This is a genomic window from Candidatus Polarisedimenticolia bacterium, from assembly GCA_035764505.1.
In the GTDB taxonomy this organism is placed as follows: Bacteria; Acidobacteriota; Polarisedimenticolia; order Gp22-AA2; family AA152; genus AA152.
In genome coordinates, this window is the sequence record DASTZC010000058.1 from 19,966 (window position 1) to 40,164 (window position 20,199).

17 protein-coding genes and 1 tRNA gene are annotated in these 20,199 nt (G+C 67.7%); 16 read left to right on the forward strand and 2 right to left on the reverse strand.

Annotated elements, in window-relative coordinates:
• Positions 1 to 77 precede the first annotated feature (77 nt).
• The 4 genes from VFW45_04020 (at position 78) to VFW45_04035 (ending at position 5,873) form a co-directional block, all read left to right on the forward strand.
• Complete coding sequence (locus VFW45_04020) at positions 78 to 1,544, forward strand: sigma-54 dependent transcriptional regulator (protein HEU5179932.1); 1,467 nt, start codon at positions 78 to 80, stop codon at positions 1,542 to 1,544.
• Positions 1,545 to 1,789: 245 nt separating this feature from the next.
• Positions 1,790 to 2,194 (forward strand): response regulator, encoded by a 405-nt coding sequence (locus tag VFW45_04025; GenBank protein HEU5179933.1) that lies wholly within the window; start codon positions 1,790 to 1,792, stop codon positions 2,192 to 2,194.
• Positions 2,195 to 3,508: an EAL domain-containing protein gene (locus VFW45_04030; GenBank protein ID HEU5179934.1), complete on the forward strand. Its 1,314-nt coding sequence runs from the start codon at positions 2,195 to 2,197 to the stop codon at positions 3,506 to 3,508.
• 25 nt (positions 3,509 to 3,533) lie between these two features.
• Complete coding sequence (locus tag VFW45_04035) at positions 3,534 to 5,873, forward strand: ATP-binding protein (protein ID HEU5179935.1); 2,340 nt, start codon at positions 3,534 to 3,536, stop codon at positions 5,871 to 5,873.
• A 15-nt stretch (positions 5,874 to 5,888) separates the two neighbouring features.
• On the opposite strand, the gene VFW45_04040 is transcribed toward VFW45_04035, so the two are convergent.
• Positions 5,889 to 6,701, reverse strand: a complete 813-nt coding sequence (locus tag VFW45_04040; protein ID HEU5179936.1) for an RNA methyltransferase — start codon at positions 6,699 to 6,701, stop codon at positions 5,889 to 5,891.
• A 28-nt stretch (positions 6,702 to 6,729) separates the two neighbouring features.
• Between VFW45_04040 and VFW45_04045 the strand changes: the two genes are divergently transcribed.
• Positions 6,730 to 7,392 carry an L-threonylcarbamoyladenylate synthase gene (locus VFW45_04045; GenBank protein HEU5179937.1) on the forward strand — a complete coding sequence of 221 codons (663 nt, stop codon included), beginning with the start codon at positions 6,730 to 6,732 and terminating at the stop codon, positions 7,390 to 7,392.
• Here VFW45_04045 and VFW45_04050 read toward each other — a convergent pair.
• Positions 7,376 to 8,893 carry an ABC transporter substrate-binding protein gene (locus VFW45_04050; GenBank protein HEU5179938.1) on the reverse strand — a complete coding sequence of 506 codons (1,518 nt, stop codon included), beginning with the start codon at positions 8,891 to 8,893 and terminating at the stop codon, positions 7,376 to 7,378. The genes VFW45_04045 and VFW45_04050 overlap by 17 nt on opposite strands.
• Before the next feature lie 178 nt (positions 8,894 to 9,071).
• On the opposite strand from VFW45_04050, the gene VFW45_04055 reads away from it, so the two are divergent.
• From VFW45_04055 to rpsF, 11 genes are all read left to right on the forward strand, one after another.
• Entirely contained in the window at positions 9,072 to 11,312 is a 2,241-nt protein-coding gene (locus tag VFW45_04055) for an alkaline phosphatase family protein (GenBank protein HEU5179939.1), read from the forward strand.
• Complete coding sequence (locus tag VFW45_04060; GenBank protein HEU5179940.1) at positions 11,312 to 12,481, forward strand: peptidoglycan DD-metalloendopeptidase family protein; 1,170 nt, start codon at positions 11,312 to 11,314, stop codon at positions 12,479 to 12,481. The genes VFW45_04055 and VFW45_04060 overlap by 1 nt, the downstream gene beginning before the upstream one ends.
• 10 nt (positions 12,482 to 12,491) lie before the next feature.
• On the forward strand, positions 12,492 to 13,664 hold the full coding sequence (locus VFW45_04065; protein HEU5179941.1) for a S41 family peptidase: 1,173 nt from the start codon (positions 12,492 to 12,494) through the stop codon (positions 13,662 to 13,664).
• A gap of 109 nt (positions 13,665 to 13,773) precedes the next feature.
• On the forward strand, positions 13,774 to 15,675 hold the full coding sequence (locus VFW45_04070; protein ID HEU5179942.1) for a tetratricopeptide repeat protein: 1,902 nt from the start codon (positions 13,774 to 13,776) through the stop codon (positions 15,673 to 15,675).
• The gene (locus tag VFW45_04075) at positions 15,672 to 16,385 is read left to right on the forward strand and encodes a hypothetical protein (GenBank protein HEU5179943.1); all 714 of its coding nucleotides are present in this window, start codon (positions 15,672 to 15,674) and stop codon (positions 16,383 to 16,385) included. Before VFW45_04070 ends, VFW45_04075 begins: the two co-directional genes overlap by 4 nt.
• Positions 16,382 to 17,275 (forward strand): 4-(cytidine 5'-diphospho)-2-C-methyl-D-erythritol kinase, encoded by an 894-nt coding sequence (gene ispE, locus VFW45_04080; protein ID HEU5179944.1) that lies wholly within the window; start codon positions 16,382 to 16,384, stop codon positions 17,273 to 17,275. The genes VFW45_04075 and ispE overlap by 4 nt, the downstream gene beginning before the upstream one ends.
• Positions 17,276 to 17,487: 212 nt before the next feature.
• A tRNA-Gln gene (locus VFW45_04085) sits at positions 17,488 to 17,562 on the forward strand.
• A 50-nt stretch (positions 17,563 to 17,612) separates the two neighbouring features.
• The gene (locus VFW45_04090; GenBank protein ID HEU5179945.1) at positions 17,613 to 18,575 is read left to right on the forward strand and encodes a ribose-phosphate pyrophosphokinase; all 963 of its coding nucleotides are present in this window, start codon (positions 17,613 to 17,615) and stop codon (positions 18,573 to 18,575) included.
• Positions 18,576 to 18,585: 10 nt separating this feature from the next.
• Positions 18,586 to 19,293 carry a 50S ribosomal protein L25 gene (locus VFW45_04095; protein HEU5179946.1) on the forward strand — a complete coding sequence of 236 codons (708 nt, stop codon included), beginning with the start codon at positions 18,586 to 18,588 and terminating at the stop codon, positions 19,291 to 19,293.
• A 13-nt stretch (positions 19,294 to 19,306) separates the two neighbouring features.
• A complete protein-coding gene (pth, locus tag VFW45_04100) occupies positions 19,307 to 19,909 on the forward strand; it encodes an aminoacyl-tRNA hydrolase (protein HEU5179947.1) in 603 nt (200 codons plus the stop codon).
• Between the two features lie 38 nt (positions 19,910 to 19,947).
• A partial coding sequence (gene rpsF / locus VFW45_04105; protein ID HEU5179948.1) for a 30S ribosomal protein S6 occupies positions 19,948 to 20,199 on the forward strand: 252 nt, incomplete at its 3' end.

The following is a 20,199-nucleotide window of genomic DNA, read 5'->3' on the forward strand; positions in this document are numbered from 1 at the left end:
GCACAGCTCTTGCCTTTCTCACGCGCTACCCGGAGGAATCCGGGTGGGACGAAACGCGCGACAAGGAGGAGAGCGACGTGAAGGAATCAATTCTGATCATCGACGATGACGCGGGCGTGCGACAGGTCCTCGCGGATTCGCTCACCTCGATGGGATACGAGGCGCGCTCCCTGGATTCCGGCGACCGCGTCCTGGGAGCCGTCCGGGATGCGTCCTGCGATCTGCTGATTCTCGACATGGTCCTGCCGCGCACCGACGGCATGGAGGTGCTCCAGGAGGTCCACCGCCACCATCCCGACCTGCCGGTCATCATGATCACCGGTTATGCCTCGGTCGAGACCGCCATCAAGGCGATGAAGATGGGGGCCTTCGATTACGTGGTGAAGCCTTTCCGCATGGAAGAGGTGGAGCTGGTGGTGGGCAAGGCGCTCGAGCGCAGCCGGCTGAAGCGCGAGAACCTGATGCTGAGGCGGCAGATCGAGAGCCAGCACGGCATGGGCTCGCTGGCCGGCAACAGCCCGGCGATGAAGAAGGTCCTGTCGCTGCTGGAGCAGGTCGCCCCGACCCGCAGCACCATCCTCATCTCCGGCGCGGTGGGGACGGGCAAGGAAATCGTGGCGCGCGTCCTGCACGGCAACAGCGATCGCAAGGAGGAGCCTTTCGTCACGGTGGCCTGCGGCGGTATCCCCGAAGGGCTCCTGGAAGACGATCTCTTCGGCCACGTCAAGGGCGCCAGTCCCGACGCCGCCGCCGACCGTCAGGGGCGGATCGAGATGGCCGCCGGAGGCACTCTGTTCCTCGACGACGTCGACGCTCTCAGCCCGGCGCTGCAGTCCAAGATCCTCCGGGTGCTGGTGGACCGTGAGGTCTACCCGCTCGGATCGAAGGAGAAGGTGCAGATCGATGTGCGCGTCATCGCCGCCACGCGACACGACCTCAAGGCGCTGGTGGCGCAGGGCCAGTTCCGCGAGGACCTCTACTACCGGCTGAACGTGATCGCCATCCATCTTCCCGAGCTGCACGATCGCCCCGAGGACATCCCGATGCTGATTACCCATTTCGCCCACAAGTACAGCCGCGAGATGGGCTCGCCCGTGCCGGGCTTCTCCTCCGAATCGCTGCGCGCCCTGGCGGAGTTCCCGTGGCCGGGAAACGTCCGGCAGCTGGAGAACGTGATCGAGAGGGCGGTGGCGCTGTCGCGAGGGCGGGAGGAGATCACGCTGGAGGACCTGCCGCGCGAGGTGCAGGAGGCGGTGGCCACCCCGATGCCGCTGATCCGGGTCGGCGGCGAAGGCGTTTCGCTGGACGCCATCATGGCCGACTACGAGGAGAAGATGCTCCTGCAGGCGCTGGACAACGCCGGCTGGGTCAAGACCCGTGCCGCCGAGCTGCTGCGCATCAAGCGGACCACCCTGATCGAGAAGATGAAGCGGCTGGGGATCCCCCTCAAGCGCAACGGGCACGGACGCGGCCCGCGCGAGATTGAGGAGGCCGCCGCGGAGAGCGCGGAGGCCCCGCTTTCGGGGAAGCTCCGCACCGCCTGAGCCGCACGGCATGCTTGATCGCCGCGAGACGGGTGTGGTACCTTGCGGCGATTTTGCCGATCGGCGCGCCACCCCGGGGGCCGGAGGGTCCGCATCCGCCGGCCCGAGCCGCGGGAAGGCTGGATGGCGAAGAGGCTCCCCGACATTCACAGCTCCCTTCACGATGCGTGGTCGTGCGCCCCGTCCCGCCCGGCGCAGGCCATCCCCGATTCCATGAGATCCGGGCCGTTGGAGAGCTCCCGTCGATGAGCGAGACCGCCGAGGGACGCAAGGTCCTGGTGGTCGACGACGACGCCGAGATCGTCGACATGACCCGCATGATCCTGGAGAGCGGCGGGTACCGGGTGCACTCCGCCTGCTCCGGCCAGGAGGCAATCCGCTCGGCCGGCGAGCACCTTCCCGATCTGATCCTGCTCGACATCAACATGCCAGGCATGGACGGGTGGGAGACTTTGCGGATCCTCAAGGTGGATGAGATGACCCGCGCCATTCCGGTGGCCATGTTCTCGATCAAGCTGGAGCTGCGCGACAAGGTGCAGGGCCTCAAGCAGGGGGCCCTCGACTACATCACCAAGCCCTTTTCCTACGACGGCATTCTGGAGCGGGTGCGGCGCATCTTCGAGAAGCTCGACGATTTGGGAGGGCATTGAATGGCGGGCGAGGACGGGCGCGACCTGCGCTCGATGCTGCTGGGATACAAGAGCGCCCTGTACGATCCGAACACCTCGCTGTACGCCTATCCTTTCCACTTCGACGACCTCCAGCGCATGGTGGAGTACCGTCCCGCCCTCGGGCTGATTTACCTGCGCGTGTTCGATCTCGACCGCATCGAATGGCTGTGCGGCTGGGAGGTGTTCGACACCATCTTGCGCGAGATGGCGCAGGAGGCGGCGCGGCTGCGCGGCTCGACCTATCCGAACGGCACCTTGCTGGCATCCATCGGGATCCACGGCGGCGGCTTCGTCCTCTTCCTCCCGGAGAACTTCCTGGGTTCGGAGCCCAGCCTGGCGGACCTGGAGGCGATCGCCGCCGCCCTGGCGCGCAAGCTGCACGGCGCCGTGTGCCACCGGATCCCGGAGGAGATCTCCGCCGAGGTGGAGATCAACGCCGGCTTCTCCCTGCTGCGCTGCGATCCGATGTTCCGGCTGGAGAGGCTGGTCTACCGCGCGGTCGACGAGGCCCGTGTCATGGCCGAGAAGGCGGCGCATCGGGACGATGCCCGGCGCGGCGCCGAGCTGCGCCAGATCATCCGCGCCGGCCTCGTGGAGACCTACTTCCAGCCGATCGTGCACGTCCACTCGGGGGAAGTCTTCGGCTACGAGGCGCTCACCCGCGGACCGCGCGGCACGATGTTCGAGACGCCCAAGGCGCTGTTCGGGCTGTCCGACCGGCTGCGCATCTCGCCGCTGCTCGATGGAGTCTGCCGGCGCCGCGCCCTGGCGGCGGCCCGCGGCCTGGACGCCGGAGTGAAGCTTTTCCTCAACCTGCTTCCCTCGGCGCTCGCCGATCCCCGCTTCGCGGTGGAGGAGGACGGCGTGCGGGAAGGAGAGATGGCCGCCTCCGACGTCGTGCTGGAGATCACGGAGCGGTCGGGAATCGAGGACTTCGACGCCTTCGGGCGGCGGCTGGAGCGCCTGCGCTCGCGCGGCTTCCAGGTCGCCATCGACGACGTGGGGACCGGTTATTCCAGCCTGCAGACGATCTCGGAGGTGCGCCCCGAGTTCCTGAAGATCGATCATTCGCTGGTCAAGGAGGTCGATCGCACCCTGATCAAGCAGGAGATCGTCGCCTCCATCCTGCAGCTCGGCGAGCGCATCGGCTCGCGCGTGATCGCCGAAGGGATCGAGACGGAGCAGGAATACGAGATGGTGCGCGGCTTCGGAGTGCAGCTCGGTCAGGGTTATTTTTTTGGAGCGCCCGGGCCGCCCCCGGCCGGCGCCGGAAGGCCTGCGGCGGGCGTCTGATCCTGCCGCCACGAGGGAGCTCGACATGTTCCCGCTGGCGCTGGCCGATCTCCTCCCGTGCGGCGCGGTAATCGCCGGGTTCCTGGGAACCTGGCTGCAGACGCCATGGGGCCGCTTCATGCTGTTGCTCGCCTTGCTGGCACTGCTGTCGGTCGCCCTCCTCCTCATCCTGATTCCGCTGGCGCGTCGATCTTCCACCCTGCTGCTGCACTCTCTGGCGGTGCGCCTGGAAGGGGCGCGGCTCGGCGTGCCCGCCGCGATCCATCCGCGCGAAGACTCGAGCGAGGCGAAGGGGCTGGTGGAAAGCGTCAACCGGCTGGTCGAAGGGGCCGCAGGCCGCGAGCGCGACCTGCGCGGCCGCATCGGCCATCTCGAAGCCCTGCTCGATCTGCCGCGCGACGTCGGGCTGCTGGCCACCGATGCGGAGGGGCGCATCACGACCTTCGGACCCGGAGCCGTCGCCCTGCTCGGTTACTCCGCCGCGGAAGTGACCGGCCGCCACATCGAGGCGCTTTTCCCCGATGCCGCCTGGAAGGAGCTTCTGCCGAAGCTGACGCGACGATCCCGGCGCGAAGAAGGGCTACGCGTCGGCACCGTCATGATCCGGCGCGACCTGTCCGAGATGCCGGTGACGATCTCGATCGGCCCCGAGCCGGCCGCGCGGGAGCCGTACCGCTTCGTGGCCGTGCTCCAGGATGCCGGCGCGCAGCAGCAGGAAGCACGGCGCCTGCAGCAGCTGCAGCGACAGGCTTCGATTCTTCTGGAAACCGTGCAGGACGCCGTGCTGGTCTGCCGGGACGGCCGGATCGCCGAGGCGAACTCCGCAAGCGAGGGGCTGCTCGGAGCGCGCCGTGAAGAGCTGATCGGCCGCAGCTTCAAAGAGCTTCTGGCTCCCGAGGATCTCCTTTCGGGACTGCACTATCTCGACGCGGCCCAGGATCGGGAAGAAAGCCTGGAATTCAGCGCGCGGCTGGCGGTCCCTGGCGGAGCGCCACGGCGCGTTCGGATCCGTCTCAAGCGCTTCCCGAGCGGCGCCGGCTTCTCGATCCTGGCGGCGGTGCGCGGCGAGGCGACCGCCGCGGTGGGCCCGGTGGAGGAAGCCTCGATCCGCCAGTTGCTGGATGCCGCGCTCGATTCCGTTTCCGAGGGGATCCTGGTGCAGGAAGCCGATCCTGCCGGAGCCGCGGGCTTCCTGCTGGTGAACCGGCGGCTGGAGGAGTTCCTGGGCGCTCCCGGGCGCGAGGTGCTTGCCTGGTCGCCCACCCGGCTCATCGAAGAGCTGCGCGCGCGCGGCGCTGCTCCGGAAGGCCTGGCCCTGCCCCAAGGTCCCGAGGATCCGCCCCTTGTCATCACCTTGCGCATCCCCTCCGACCGGACGCTGGAGGTGCGCTCCGGACCCTTGCGTGATGGGGCGGGCGGCATGCAGGGACGTATCCTGTCCTTCCGGGACGTCAGCGCCAGCCGTGCCGCGGAGCAGGCTCTGCGCCAAGGGCACGACGAACTGGCGGCGGCTCGCGGCCGGCTGGAGGAGGCGGTTGCGGCGCTGCAGGCCGCGAAAGCCGATCTGGCGGCGCGCAACGAGCAGCTGGAGAGGCTGAACCGCGACCTGCGCTCGGTCGACGAGATGAAATCGGGGCTGCTGGCGAACGTGTCGCACGAGCTGCAGACGCCGCTCGTGCTGATCAAGGGCTACACCGAGATGATCCTGAAGCGCAAGATCGGTCCGCTGACCGGCGAGCAGGAGAAGGGGCTGGGCGTGGCGTTGCGAAACATCGACCGGCTGGTCGAGATGATCGACAACCTGCTCGACTTCTCCCGCATGGAGCGCGGCGAGTCGCCGCTCGATCTCGAGGAGTTCCCCCTCCGGCAGGTGATCGACGAGGCGGTGGAGCTGCTGCGCGGCAAGCTCGAGACGGCGGGGCTCTCTCTCACGACCGAATACGAGACCGACGACTTGATGGTGCGCGCCGACCGGGGGAAGATCTCGCAGGTCTTCATCAACCTTCTCTCCAATGCCGTCAAGTTCAACCGCCCGCAGGGGAGCATCGAGATCCGCGTCGGCGCCCCGGAAGGCGGGAATGTGGCGGTGGAGATCAGCGACACCGGCATCGGGATTCCGCCCGCCGAGCGGGAACGGATCTTCGATCGCTTCTACCAGGTCGAGTCGATTCCGCAGCGCCACGAGGGGACCGGCATCGGGCTGTCGATCGTCAAGGAGATTCTGGCCCTGCACCATTGCGAGATCGCCGTCGAAAGCGTCGAGGGGGAGGGGAGCCGGTTCCGCTTCACCCTGCCGCGCGGCGCCTCACCGGCGCCGCCGCGCCCGCGTCCGGGAGCGCGCCAGGGTCATCCGCAACCCCGCTGAGCCTACCCCCTTTGGTTATTTCGCCGCGCGCTGGCGGTAGGCTTCGTACAGGAGGATGGCCGCCGCTGCGGCGACATTCAGCGATTCGACGCTTCCTCCCATCTGGATGGTGACCCGCGTGTCGCACGCGGCGACGAGCTCCGGCGAGACACCATCTCCTTCATTTCCGAACACCAGCGCCAGCGGCCCCTTCAAATCGGCGCGCGCCGGTGGCACGCCCCCGTCGGAGAGCGTCACGACCTGCCGGATCCGCCGCGCTTCGGCGAGACGTCTCCACTCGACGGACGAGGCGGGATGCAGCAGCGGCACGCGCAGCACCGAGCCGGCGGAAGCGCGGCCGGCGCGAGTCTGGTAGGGATCGGCTGTCCCCGGCAGGAGGACCACCGCGCGCACTCCCGCCGCCTCTCCGAGGCGCAGCAGCGTCCCGAGGTTGCCCGGGTCGCGGACCCGATCCAGGACCAGCAGGAGCGGATCGCGCCCTTTTTCGAGGAGGTCGGCCGGATCGGGCTCCTGGATCCGCACCAGCGCCAGGATCCCCTGATCGGAAGAACCCGCCGCCAGGTCTTCCAGCAGACCGTCGGCGAGGACCGACACCGGAATGCCGTGGCGCATGGCCAGCCTTGCCAGCGCTCTGGGGTGGGTCTGTCCGGCCGCGCCCTGCGCCAGGATCAGATGGGCGACGCGCTCGGGAGCCGCCATGGCCTCCGGCACCAGGCGGGATCCCCAAAGAAGGAACATTCCCTGGCGCCGCCGCTCCCGCGGCTCGGATTCGAGCTTGCGCAGCCTGCGGAAGAGGGGATTCTTGCGGCTGAGGATCGGTTCCGTCATGCTAGACCTTCTTCGAGGGACGAGGGGCATGCAGAGAATCGTGCTGACACACTCGGAATCGGACGCTCCCGCCGGCATCGAGCGGGCGGCTGAGATTCTCCACGGCGGCGGACTGGTGATCTACCCCACCGACACGCTGTACGCCATCGGCTGCGACCCGCGCTCGGCCACGGCGCTCGAGCGGCTCGTGGATATGAAGCGGCGTCCGGCGACGCTGCGCTTGCCGATGGTGGCTGCAGACCGGGACCAGGTGGAGCGGGTGGCGCGCCTGCGGACCTACCGCGAGCGCGCCCTGGCCGATCGCTTCTGGCCGGGACCGTTGACGCTGGTGCTTCCTCGGCGGATTGAGGCCCCCCTCGCCCCCTGGTCCTGGGGAGATACTCTCGCCGTGCGCGTCCCCGGGAGCCCGCCGGCGCGCGCGCTGGCTCGCGCGCTCGGATCACCTCTTCCATCCACCAGCGCCAACCTGTCGGGTCAAGCGGCCCCCTGCGACAGCGCAGCGATTGCCTCCGACCTGCTCGACGGAGTCGATCTCCTGATCGACGCCGGCGCGCTGGCGCCCAGCCCCCCTTCCAGCATCGTGCAGGTGACGGAAGACTCCTGGCGCCTCCTGCGCGCCGGAGCCGTATCCGTTGAGGAACTGATCGCGTTGCTCGGCCCGCCCGAGGCCGTTATCACCGGGCGAGACTGACTCTCTCCAGCACGTGGAAGTCGGCCGCCGCCGTCAGCTCGAAGCCCACCACGCGATTGCGCACCACCGCCAGATTCGACTTGTGCCACAGGTTCACATAAGGAAGCTCTTCCGCCAGGATCTGCTGGATCCTTCCATAGATCTTCTTGCGTTCCGCAGGATCGCTTGCGCGGGTTCCCTCCTCCAGCAGCCGATCCACCTCCGAGTTGCGGTAGCGCACCCGATTGAACCCTTTCGGCGGAAGATAGGCGGAGCCGAAGCGCATGCGGAAAACATCGGGGTCCAGAAGCTGGGTCCACTGCAGCGAGAAGACCTGAAAGCGCCCGGCCTTGATGTCGTCGTAGAAGGTGCCCCACTCGAAGCTACGGATCTCCAGCTCGATGCCGACCTGCGCCAGCTGCTCCTGGAAGACGCTGGCCTGCACCCGCGCCAGCTCGGCGGTCGTCGTCTTGTAAGTGAGGCGGAAGCGCGGCTGTGGTCCATCGCCGTCGGGGTCGCGGTAGCCGGCCTCGTCCAGGAGCGCAGCGGCGCGCTTCGGGTCGTAGTCGTGACGCGTCACGTTTCCCTCGAAAGCCCAGTTGTCGGGAGGCAGCAGCCCCACCGCCTCGCGCGCCAGCCCGTGCAGCAGGATGTCGATGATCCTCCGGCGATCCAGTGCGAAGGCGATCGCCTGGCGGACCTTCACGTTGCGCAGCACCGGATCGTCCAGGTTGAACCCCAGGTAGGTGGTGCTGTTGCTCGGGCCGGAGAGGATCTTGAGATTCGGCGAGGATCGAAGGGCCCAGACCTGGTCCGGAGTCAGGTCGTTGACCACCAGGTCGGTGCTTCCTTTCATGAGCTCCTGCTGCCGCGAGACCGCCTCGGGGACGATCTTCAGCCGGATCCTCGGGCAGGGCGGCTTGCCGCGGAAATAGCCGTCGAAGGCCTGCAGGACGATTTCCTGATCGCGGCGCGATTCCACAAACCGGAAAGGACCGGTGCCGACGGGGCGGGTGGCGGGAGAATCGCCTGCTCCCTGCGGCAGGATGCCGACTCCCAGGTTGGCGAGGAAAGGGGAGAAGGGCTCGCGCAGGCGGAGCACCACCGTGGCGTCGTCGGGCGTTGCGATTTCCTCGAGCACCTGCATGTCGCCCTTGCGGAACGAGACCACCTCGTCGTGGAGGATCGACTCGAAGGTGTAGCGCACGTCGCGCGAAGTCAGGGGCCGGCCGTCATGGAAGCGTACGTTGGGCCTGAGGTGGAACACGTAATGGAGCGCGTCGGGTTGCTCCCAGGAGACCGCCAGGTCGGGCAGCACCTCGCCGGAAGGACCGAAGCGCACCAGGCCGTTGTAGAGGAGCTGATGGACGCGGCGCGACGACTCGTCGCTCCCCAGACGAGGATCCAGGCTGGAGGGCCCGACGTCGATGGCCAGTGTCAGGAGATCCGCGGGAATGGTGCGGGCCCGCGGGCAGCCGAGGAGGAAGACGGCAACCAGGGCCGAAAGCAGGCATCGCTTCATCGCGGGGCCCCCGAGGTCGAACCGGCGCGGATTCTAGCGAAAGGAGGAATACGCCGGCAAGGCAAGGGAGGCAAAAGATAGCTCCGCCGGTTGTTGGAGGCACGCGGCAGCACTATAATTTCTCCCGTTCGTAAGCGGCTGCCCGATCCTGAACCCCTCTTCCTCGGTCCACACAAGCGTGCGTCTCACCATCATTCTTATAGTTGCCGGATTGGCTGCGTCGCTGTGCGCGGCGGCGCCGGCCGGGAAGCCGCGGGTCGTCATTCTGGGCTTCGACGGGGCCGACCCCAAGCTGGTGGAGCAGCTGATGGGGGAGGGGAAGCTGCCCAACCTTTCGAAGCTGTCCCAGGAAGGGAGCTATACGCGTCTGGCGACCACCAATCCGCCGCAGACTCCGGTCTCCTGGTCCACCTTCTCCACCGGCATCAACCCGGGCAGGACCGAGATTTTCGACTTCCTCAAGCGCATCGACGGCACCTATGTGCCGGAATTCGCCATGGCGACGGAGAGCCGCAAGCCCTTCATGCTGGGAGCTCGGACACCCGTGGCGGCAGGGTGCGCCGTCGGATTGGCGCTGCTGCTCCTCGGAGGCGCCGTCGCCTGGCTGGCCCGGCCGGCGCGCCGGTGGGTGGCCATCGGCACGGTGCTGCTCGCGGTGGCGGGGGGCTCGGGAGCGGGATGGGTCGCAAAGACCAAGCTGCCGGCCGAGGTGCCGAACGCCATCAACCATCGCAAAGGGACGACGATGTGGGGCTGGGCCTCGCAGCACGGCGTTCGCAGCCGCGTCCTGCACGTCCCCAATACCTTTCCCGCCGAGCCGATGCATGGCGGCGCCATGCTTTCGGGGCTGGGCGTTCCCGACCTGCGCGGCCGCATCGGCTCGCCCGCTTTCTACAGCTCCGACGCCGCGCTGAAGAGCCGCCTGGAAGAGAACCAGTTCAGCATCGAGTTCGTGCAGCTCGACTCCGATCGCGGGCATCTCGAGACGCACGTGGTGGGACCCTACAACAAGCCGTTCTTCGACTACCGGGTGGACGACGCGCTGGCGGCCCTGCCGCAGGGGGCCGACCGCTCGGCGGCGCGCAAGAAGGCGGAGAAGGACCTCGAGGACCGCGGAATCGCCCGCCGGATCGATCTGCCCATGGATCTGGAGGTGGGAGACAGCTCGCTCAAGGTGCGCGTGTCGGGCCATGAGCAGACACTGGCGCCGGGGGAGTGGAGCGACTGGTTCGTCCTCGATTTCCCGGTGAACTGGCTGGTGGATCACGTCGGTGGGATCCGCGGCATGGCGCGCTTCAAGCTGCTTTCCCTGAAGCCGCACGTGCAGCTCTACCTGTCGCCGATCAACTTCCATCCCGATTTCGAGCCGATCCCGTTTTCCTCTCCGAAGGGGTTTGCCGCCTCGCTGGTCCCGTCGATCGGACTGTTCAAGACGCTGGGCTGGCCGATCGACACCTGGACCCCGAGCGCGGGGCTGGGAGACGACACCCTGTTCCTGGAGGACATGGACTTCACGGTGCGCAAGCAGGAGGCGATGATGGACCGCTTCCTGAAATCGGGAGAGGACCGCCTCTACGTGCAGGTCTACGACTTTCCCGATCGCATCGGACATCTCTGGTGGCGGATGCTGGATCCGAAGCACCCCCTCTACGACCCGGTGGAGGCGGCGCGCTTCGGCTCCGAGATGGAGAAGGCCTATATCCGGATGGACTCGATTGTGGGCAAGGCGCGCGCCATGCTGCCTCCCGAGACGCTGCTGATGGTCTGCTCGGACCACGGCTTCGCCTCGTTCCGGCGCGGGATGAACTACAACACCTGGCTGGTGCGCAACGGCTGGATGATCCTCAAGGAAGGACCCGGCGGCACGCGCAGCCTGGAGGACCTGTTCGATCGCGGGGAGACGGGGGAGTTCTTCAAGTTCGTCGACTGGTCCCGGACGCGCGCCTATGCCATGGGGCTGGGGAGCATTTACGTGAACCTCGCGGGACGCGAGCCGCGCGGCAGCGTCGCGCCGGGGCAGGAATACGAAGCAGTGCGCCAGGGGATTATCGACGGGCTGCAGGCCTACGTCGATCCCGACACCGGAGAGCACCCCGTGCTGCGGGTCTACCGGCGCGAAGATATGTATAAGGGATTCGATCCGGCGCTCATCCCCGACCTGCGGGCGGCCAACAGCGAGCACTACCGCGTGGGATGGCAGACGGCCCTGGGCGAGGTGCCGCCGAACACGGTGGAGGACAACCGCAAGCTGTGGAGCGGCGATCACTGCTCGGTGGATCCGAGCCTGGTTCCGGGGATCCTCTTCTCGTCGCGCAAGCTGGTGCGTGAGAATCCCGGCATCCAGGATGTCTTCCCGAGCGTCCTGCAGGTCCTGGATTTGCCGCCGGTGGAAGGAATCGACGGCCGGAGCTTCTTCTGATGCGCCGCGGGGCGCGCGCCGCCGCACGGATCGGCGTGGCCCTGGCGCTCGTGAGCCTGGCGGCCATGGCGCGCGCGGACGACCCGGACGCGCGCGCGGAGGAGAGTCGCCGTCTGGATCGGGTCCGGGAAGAGATCGCCCGCCTCCAGGCGATGGTCGGCAGGGCGCGGGACGAGGAGAAGGGATTGCTGGGAGATCTGCATCGCATGGATCTGGAGATGGCGCTGCACGAGCGGCAGATCGCGCTGACCGGCGCGGAGCTGGTGCGCTGCCGCGCCGAGCTCAAGGAAGCCACCCGCCGGGCGGAGGAGAGTCAGGCGAAGCTGGAGAGCGGCCGCCGGCAGCTCGCCGAGAGGATTCGGGCGATGTACCGGGCCGGTCCGGTGCGGGCCGAGCGTGTGCTCCTGACCTCCGACAATCCGGCCGAAGTGGTCAGCGCCTATCGACTCGCGGAGCGCTCGGCCGCCGCCGATCAGGAGCGGGTGGCGGAGTTTCGCAGTCTGGAGGCGCAGTGGCGTGCCACCCAGGCGCAGCTCGAAACGCAGCGGCGCACCTTATCGACCCTGCGGGCGCGCGAGATGGAGCGCCGGCAGGAGCTGGGATCGGTGAAGCAAGAGCGCTCGCGGATGCTCTCGGGGCTGCAGCAGGAGACCTCGAAGCAACAGGAGCTCCTGGATGAGATGATGGAGACGGAGAAGGCGCTGGCGAGCCTGGTCAAGACCTTGGCGGAGGGAGGATCTCCCGCCGCCGGGATGGCGCTGGGGTTCGGCCGATTTCGCGGGCTCCTCCCCTGGCCGGTCCCGGGGAAGATGCTGGTGCCGTTCGGCGCCCAGAAGAGCACCAGGTTCGAGACGCTGGTGCCGCATCCCGGCATCGAGATTGCCGTGTCCACCGGAGAGCCTGTGCATGCCGTGCACGAGGGGCAGGTGGCTTTCAGCGACTGGTTCAAGGGGTACGGGAACCTTATCGTGCTGGATCATGGCGACGGCTACATGTCGGTTTACGCCCATGCCTCCGAGCGCAAGGTGGCCGCGGGGGATCACGTGGCGGCGGGACAGGTGATCGCGAGTGCCGGCGATACCGGCTCCCTGGAGGGACCGAGGCTTTTTTTCGAAATCCTGAAGGATGGCAAACCTGAGAATCCGGTGATCTGGCTGACCCGGAGATAGGAGGCGGTGGATGATGCCCATGGATCGCGGGCGCAAAGCGATGCTGGCCGTGTCGAGCGCTCTGGTCGCCTTCGTCCTGCTGGGAGGCGTGCTGGGGCGCTCGCTGGCCGTGGAAGGGACCTATTCCTTCCTCAAGCTGTTCAACGAGGTCCTGTACCTGGTACGCAACAATTACGTCGAGCCGGTCAAGGACGACGCCCTGATGGAAGGAGCCTACCGGGGGATGCTCGAGGCTCTGGATCCGCAGAGCGAATACCTGTCGGCCGCGGAGGTGCATCTCGCCGCGAGCGGCGGCAGGAGCGGTCCGGCCGATCTGGGCCTGGTCCTGTCGAAGCGCCGTGGGTATGCCGTCGTGGTCTCGGCCATGGAGGACTCGCCGGGGCGCAAGGCCGGCCTTTCCACGGGAGACGTCATCCTCACGGTCGACGGGAAGTCGACGATGAAGATGGGAGCCTGGGAAGCGACGCAGGCGCTGCAGGGAAAGCCCGGGTCCACCGTGCGCCTGAACGTCCTGCGGGGCACCGAGGCGCGCAGCGAGGACATGAGCCTGGTGCGCAAGACTCCGGCGCGGGCCGCGGTGGTTGCCACGCTCCCCGAGCCGGGCACCGGAGTGCTGAAGGTCAGCTCCCTGCTGGAGGGAGACGCCGAGCGGGTCCGTAAGAGTCTGGCTTCCCTCAAGACCCAGGGTGCCCGCAAGCTCATCATCGATCTTCGCGCCAACGCCGGATCGCGCATGGAAGAAGCGGTGAAGGTTGCCGGGTTCTTTGCCGGCGCCGGGGTCGTGGCCCAGGTCGCCGATCGCAAGGCGGGAAATTCCGAACTGACGGCGCCGGCTTCACCCGCCGTCTGGAAAGGACCCCTGGTGGCGATCGTGGACGGCGGCACCGCCGGTGCCGCCGAGGTTCTCGCCGCGGCGCTTAGGGACCGGGCCGGGGCGTCGCTGGTGGGCGAGAAGACCTGGGGGATGGGAACGCTCCAGAAGGTCATCACTCTCCCGGCCGGAGACGGCATCCGGCTGTCGGTCGCGAAGTACCTGTCGCCCGCCGGCAAGGACTGGAACGGGACAGGGCTTTCGCCCGACGTGGCGCAGGCCAAAGACGCCGAATCGGGCACCGAGGACGTCCAGATGAAGAAAGCACTCGAGGTCCTCCGGCAGGACGGCCCGCAACGCCAGGCCGCCTGAGATCTGCCGAGGAGACCCTTTGAATCATCCGTCTGCAGCTTCTCTCCGCCAAACGCGGCTTCGCCGCGCCGGCGGAGCCTTTCGCCCGCTCGCGGGGGGGATCCTTTCGTTGGTTCTCGCCGGTGCCGCCCAGGGGGCTGCCGAATCCTCGGCCGACCGCGCCCGCGCCTACTACCTGTTCAGCCTCTCCCAGCAGGCGCAGTTCAAAAACGAGATGCCGGACGCCATCCGCTATCTCAACGAGGCGATTCAGACCTCCGATTCCACCGACTTGCGGCTCGAGCTGGCCTCCTTGTACTCGAACATGAACCGGGTCGACGACGCCGAGCTGGAGGCGCGAGAGGCGGTCAAGAAGGACCCCGCCTCGGCCGCGGCCCGGCGCACGCTGGCGCAGATACTCTTCCGCAGGGCGGCTTCGGGGGAGGACGTCGAGTCGCGCATGAAAGAGTCGGAGGCACTCTACCAGGAGCTCGTCGACGGCAATCAGGCGGATGAGGATTCCGCCATCGCCCTGGCCGATCTGCAGCGTGGCCGCGGCGACACCGCCGCGGCGGTCGCCACTCTGGAGTCGTTCCGCCAGAAGCAGTCTTTCTCGACGGCGCTGGACGTCAGGCTGTCGCGCCTCTATCTGGAGATGGGACGCAACGAGGAGGCGAGGAAGCTGCTCGAAGGGGCGATCGACAAGGCGGGGGACGATCGCGAAGCGCGCGAGCTGCTCGCGGAGGTCCTGGACGATGCGGGGAAGCCGCAGGAAGCGATCGACATCTACCAGCCGCTGGTCGATGCCCATCCCGATAATGCCTTCGCCCAGTACCGCCTGGGAGCGCTGCTGAACTCCGCCGGCAAGTTCAGCGAGGCAAAGGAGCACCTGCAGATTGCCCTCGATTCCGACCCGGCCAACGTGCGCGTCCTGCTGGCGCTCGGGCAATCGATGCTCGGGGACGGGGAGCCGCGCCAGGCGGAGGAGATCTACAGCCGCGCCCTCAACCAGGACCCCGGCTCGCTGGAGGCGCGCTTCTTCCTGGGGAGGATCGCGCAGGCGCGTGCCGAGGACGATCGGGCCCTCGCCCTGTACGAGCAGATCCTGACGCAGACGGCGCAGCGCGGCTCCACGCAGGAAAAGGCGTTCTACGGCCTGGCCTCGTTCCAGGTGGGCGTCATCCATTACCTGCAGAAGGATTATCTGGAAGCCTCCAAGGACGTGCGCCGCGCCATCGACGCCGCCTCGCGCCCCTCCGAGGAGCTCTACACGCTGCTGGCCCGCATCGAGCTGGACTCGGGAAACCTGGAGAAGGCGAGCCAGGTCCTGGAGGAAGGGGCCGCGAAGCTCCCCGGGAACGTCGAGATCAAGGCCTTCGAGGCCGAGGTGCTGCTGCGCCAGAGGGAGCGCACCGCGGCACGTGCCATCTTCCAGGAGATCCTGAAGGATGAAAAGGAGTCGGTCGACTCGTACCTTCTGATCGTCCAGGCCTGCGTGCGCGCCGAGCAGCCGAAGGAAGGAGAGGCGTGGATGCGGCGGGCGGCGCAGAAGCACCCCGACTCGCGGGAGATCTCCTTCCAGAGCGCCGCCCTGATGGAGCAGTCGGGCCGGTTCCGGGACGCGGAGGCGGCTTTCCGCAAGCACCTGGAGCGCTTTCCGGACCATGCCGAGGCGTTGAACTACCTCGGGTACATGCTCGCGGATCGTGGCGAGAAGCTCGAGGAGGCGCTGAGCCTCATCGAGCGCGCGGTGGCGCTGCAGCCTGAGAACGCCGCCTTTCTGGACAGCCTCGGATGGGTGACCTTCCGCCTGGGACATCCGCGCGAGGCGGAGGCGCAGCTGGTGCGCGCCGTGGAAGGATCGCGCGATGACGCCACGGTCCTGGAACACCTCGGCGACGTCCTGGATGCGCTCGGCCGTCCTTCCGAGGCGCTGGACAAGTACAAGAAAGCGATGGATCGCAATCCGGAGAAGCCCGAACAGCTGCGCAAGAAAATGCGCAAGCTCGGCGCCAAGCTGGGCGCCCCTTGATCCGTCCTTCCATCGCGGCCGTCCTGCCGGCGGGCCTGCTGCTGTTCTCGGGCTGCGCCCATCCGAAGGCGCTGCCCCGGCTCCCGGAGCCGCCCGCCGAAATCCCGGGCTACGTCGCGCTGCTGGGCGCACGGTCCTCCGGAACGGAAGGAACCTCGCGCGCCAGGGTCGCCGCCGCTTTCCTCGCCCCATCCAGTCTGAGGCTCGAGATCCTGGATCCCGCCGGCAGCACGCGGGCCGTGCTCATCTCCTCGGAAGAGGGGGCGCTCTACCTGGATCCCGCGGCACGCTCCTATCGCACTTTTCCGGATGGCGCCGGCGCGCTCGATGCCCTGGTAGGGATCGAGGCCCCCTCCGATCTGCTGGCGCGACTGGTTCTCGGACCGGCGGCAGCGATGCAGGGGCTGGTCTGTGCCGGAGAGGCACCGACGACCTGCAAGCTCCCGGGAGGAGGGGAGCTTCATCTCCTTCACGCCAGCCCTTCTTCCGCCGAGATCGTCGATCCTCGGACCGGCACCGTGGAGGTCCGCTGGGACCGTAGCGTGGCGGCTTCCGGCGAGATACCTCGCGCCACCGAGCTGCGCCTTCCGGCGCGCGGCGCGATGCTGCGCCTGGAGATGCGCGAGCTGCGCTTCACCGCCCCCGAGACTTCTCTTTTCTCGCTGCTTCCTCCCGTCGGCTTCCATCCGGCGGAGCCGTCCGGACGATGAGAAGCCTGCACATTGCTCCGCACGCGAAGGTGAATCTGGGACTGCGCATTTTGGGGCGCCGGCCGGATGGCTATCACGATCTGGAAACCCGCTTCCAGACCATCGACCTGTGCGACGAGCTGGAGCTGCGCGAACACCCGCGCACCCTTCGCCTGCGGGTGGAAGGCACCGATCTGCCGTCCGATGACAGCAACCTGGTGATGCAGGCAGCGCGGCGTCTGCGCGACTCGAATCCGGGACTCCCGGGGGCCACCATCGTCTTGAGGAAGCGAATTCCAATCGCCGCGGGGCTCGGAGGGGGAAGCTCCAATGCCGGTGCCACACTGATGGGTCTGAACCACCTGTGGGACCTCAGGCTGCCGGAGGAGGAGCTGCGTGGGTTGGCGGCATCGCTGGGGGCCGACGTCCCTTTCTTCCTGGTGGGAGGATGCGCGCTGGGCTCGGGCCGCGGCGATATCCTCGCGGCGCTCGAGGATCTTCCGAGCTGCTGGCTGGCCCTGGTGCTGCCCGGGTTTCACTCTTCGACCCCGGAGGCTTTCAGGCTCTGGGACGCCCGTGCCGCAGTCGCTCCGGACCGCGAGGAGAGGGAGGGGTCACTCGTATCGGCGGCAGGGGACCTCTCGAGCGCGGCGCTGCACAACGATTTCGAGGCGGTCCTGTTCGAGCGCTTCCCGGTCCTCGCCGAGCACCGCGATCGGCTGCTGCGCTTGGGCGCCACGGCGGCGGCGCTGTCGGGCAGCGGCCCATCGCTTTACGGGGTTTTCGACTCCGAAGACACTCTCCGGCGCGCCCTCAACGATCCAGGCTGGGGAGCGGTGCAGCGACATGCCGCCGCGCCGGTGGGGCGCGCGGCATATCGGCGACGCCTGGGCATCCCTCTATCTGATTGAGCCGTGGAGTCTTGACAGCGCGCTGCGCGCGGTGCTAGGGTATACGCCCGCTTCGACAGGATCGGCGCGTGTGGGCGATCCGGTTCCGGCGGATCTCGCTGCATCCGGCTGGAATCGGTCCGCGGGGTACGCCCGCCCGCGGCGCCTTCCCGGCGAAGCTCCCATCGTTTCCTCGCGCGCAGTGAGTTTCGTTCTCGGGTGCAAGGAGCCACTGGGGCGTCGTCAAGCGGTAAGACACTGGACTTTGGATCCAGCATCCGGAGGTTCGAATCCTCCCGCCCCAGCCATTTGTCCGCGGGAGAGCCTATCGCGCCCGGTGCGCCGAGGGTGAGAGCCGATGAAGCAACGCGAGACGCAGGTCGACAGTACCCTCAAGGTCTTCGCGGGAAACGCCCATCCGCAGCTGACGCGCGAGATTTGCGACTACCTGCACGTCCCGCAGGGAATGCTGAACCTCACGCGCTTCAGCGACGGCGAGATCTACTGCCAGGTGCTGGAGAATGTCCGCGGCACCGACGTCTTCGCGCTGCAGCCGCTGGGACCTCCGGTCAACGAGAACCTGATGGAGCTGCTCATCCTGATGGACGCGTTGAAGCGATCCTCGGCACAGCGGATCACCGCCGTGATTCCTTATTACGGCTACGCGCGGCAGGACCGCAAGGACAAGCCGCGGGTGCCCATCTCGGCGAAGCTGGTCTCCGATCTGATTACTGCCGCCGGAGCGGACCGGGTCCTCACCATGGACCTGCATGCCCCGGCGATTCAGGGCTTTTTCGACATCCCGGTGGACCACCTGTTCGCGGCGCCGGTGATTATCGAGCACGTGGCCAAGCTGAAGATCCCGGACCTGGTGATCATCTCGCCCGACGCCGGCGGGGTCGAGCGCGCCCGCGCCTACGCCAAGCGGCTGCACGCCTCCCTGGCGATCATCGACAAGCGGCGGGTGGAGAAGAACGTCGCCGAGATCCTGCACGTCATCGGAGACGTCAAGGGAATGAACGCCCTGATCGTCGACGACATCGTGGACACGGCCGGGACCCTCACCGGCACCGTGAAAGCGCTCAAGCAGGAAGGGGCCAGGAAGATCTATGCCTGCTTCACGCATGCGGTCCTCTCCGGGCCGGCCCAGGAGCGCCTCAAGGCCTCCGAGCTGGAGAAGGTGGTCGTGACCAATACCATCCCCGTGGATGCGACGCGCCAGAGCGAAGGACGTGTCGAGGTGCTGTCGATCGCCTCTCTGCTGGGCGAGGCGATCAAGAGGATCCACAACAATTCATCGGTGAGCTCGCTGTTTGTTTGAAGGAGAAGGAATGGAAGAGATTGTGATCGATGTGACTCCGCGGACCGAGTTCGGGAAGAACCCCTCGCGCCGCCTGCGCCGCTCGGGGATGATCCCGGGAATCGTCTACGGCTCGCAGAAGCCTCCCGTGCCGATCTCGGTGGATCCCAAGCAGGTGGAGCGCATCCTGCACCTCGAGAGCGGCGTCAACACCATCTTCACGCTGCACCTGGTCGGCAAGGACCAGCGCCGCTACGCCATGATCAAGGACTTCCAGACCGACCCGGTGAGCAACCGGCTGCAGCACGCCGATTTCATCCGCATCCAGATGGACGAAGCGATCCAGGTGAACGTGCCGATCCAGACGGTGGGCGAGGCCCCCGGAGTGAAGCTCGATCTCGGCATCTTGGACATTCCGCTGCGCGAGATCCGGATCGAGTCGCTGCCGGCGGACATCCCGGACTACGTCCAGGCAGACATCTCGGCCCTGAAGATTGGCGACAACCTCAGGGTCGCCGATCTGAAGGTGCCGGCGCGCGTGAAGGTCCTCACCGATCCCGATCAGGTCGTCGCGGTCGTCACTCCGCCGGCGAAGGAAGAGGAGGCGGCCGCCGCGCCGGTGGCGGAGGTGAGCGAGCCCGAGGTCATCAAGAAGGGCAAGGCGGCGACGGAAGAGGCGGAAGGTGCCTCCGAGGCCCCGGCGAAGCCCGAGAAGAAGGAATCGAAGAAGGAAGGGTGAGCCGCAGCCGGCCGTGGCCTTGAAGATCGTGGTGGGCTTGGGCAACCCCGGAGCAAAATACCGGGGCACCCGCCACAACCTGGGCTTCTGGGCGTTGGAGGAGCTGGGACGGCGGCAGGGGTGGCCCTTCCGTTCCGAGGAGTGCGACTCACGGGTGGCGCGTGGGAGCCTGCGGGAGATCGAGGTCCTGCTCGCCGAGCCGCAGACCTACATGAACGCCAGCGGCGGCGCCGTCGCCTGCCTGCTGGAGACATACGGCAGCGGACCGGAAGATCTCCTGGTGGTTTGCGACGACGTGGCCCTGCCGCTGGGAATGATGCGGCTGCGGGCGGCGGGAAGCGACGGGGGCCACCGGGGGCTGCGCTCCATCACCGAAGTCCTCGGGACGGAGTCGTTCGCGAGACTGCGCCTGGGAATCGGGGCGGGGGACGAGCCGCTTGCCGAGCACGTGCTGGCTGAGTTCGACTCGGATCAGCGGGCGCTGGCGGTGGAAGCCGCGGCGCGCGCCGCCGAGTGTCTGGGGACGGCTCTCAGCGAAGGGTTGGAAGCCGCCATGAACCGATACAATCGGAAGCCCGAATCAGGGCCTCCGGAGCCTGCCCGCGGGCAGGCCTGATCAACGAGCCCGCCCCGCGGCGGGCCGAGGGAGAACGAATGGTAAAATACGAGTCCATCTTCATTGTCGACCCCGGAGCCACCGACGACGAAGTCGGCGGGTGGGTGAAAGGGTTCGAGGAAGCCATCCAGGGTGCCGGCGGGACCGTCCGCAAGGTGGAGCGCTGGGGCAAGCGCCGCCTGGCCTACCGCGTCGGCCGCCATGAGGACGGGAACTACACGCTGCTGCAGATGGAATGCGCTCCGCCGACCGCCAAGGAGCTCGAGCGCCGCTACCGGATGAACGATCGC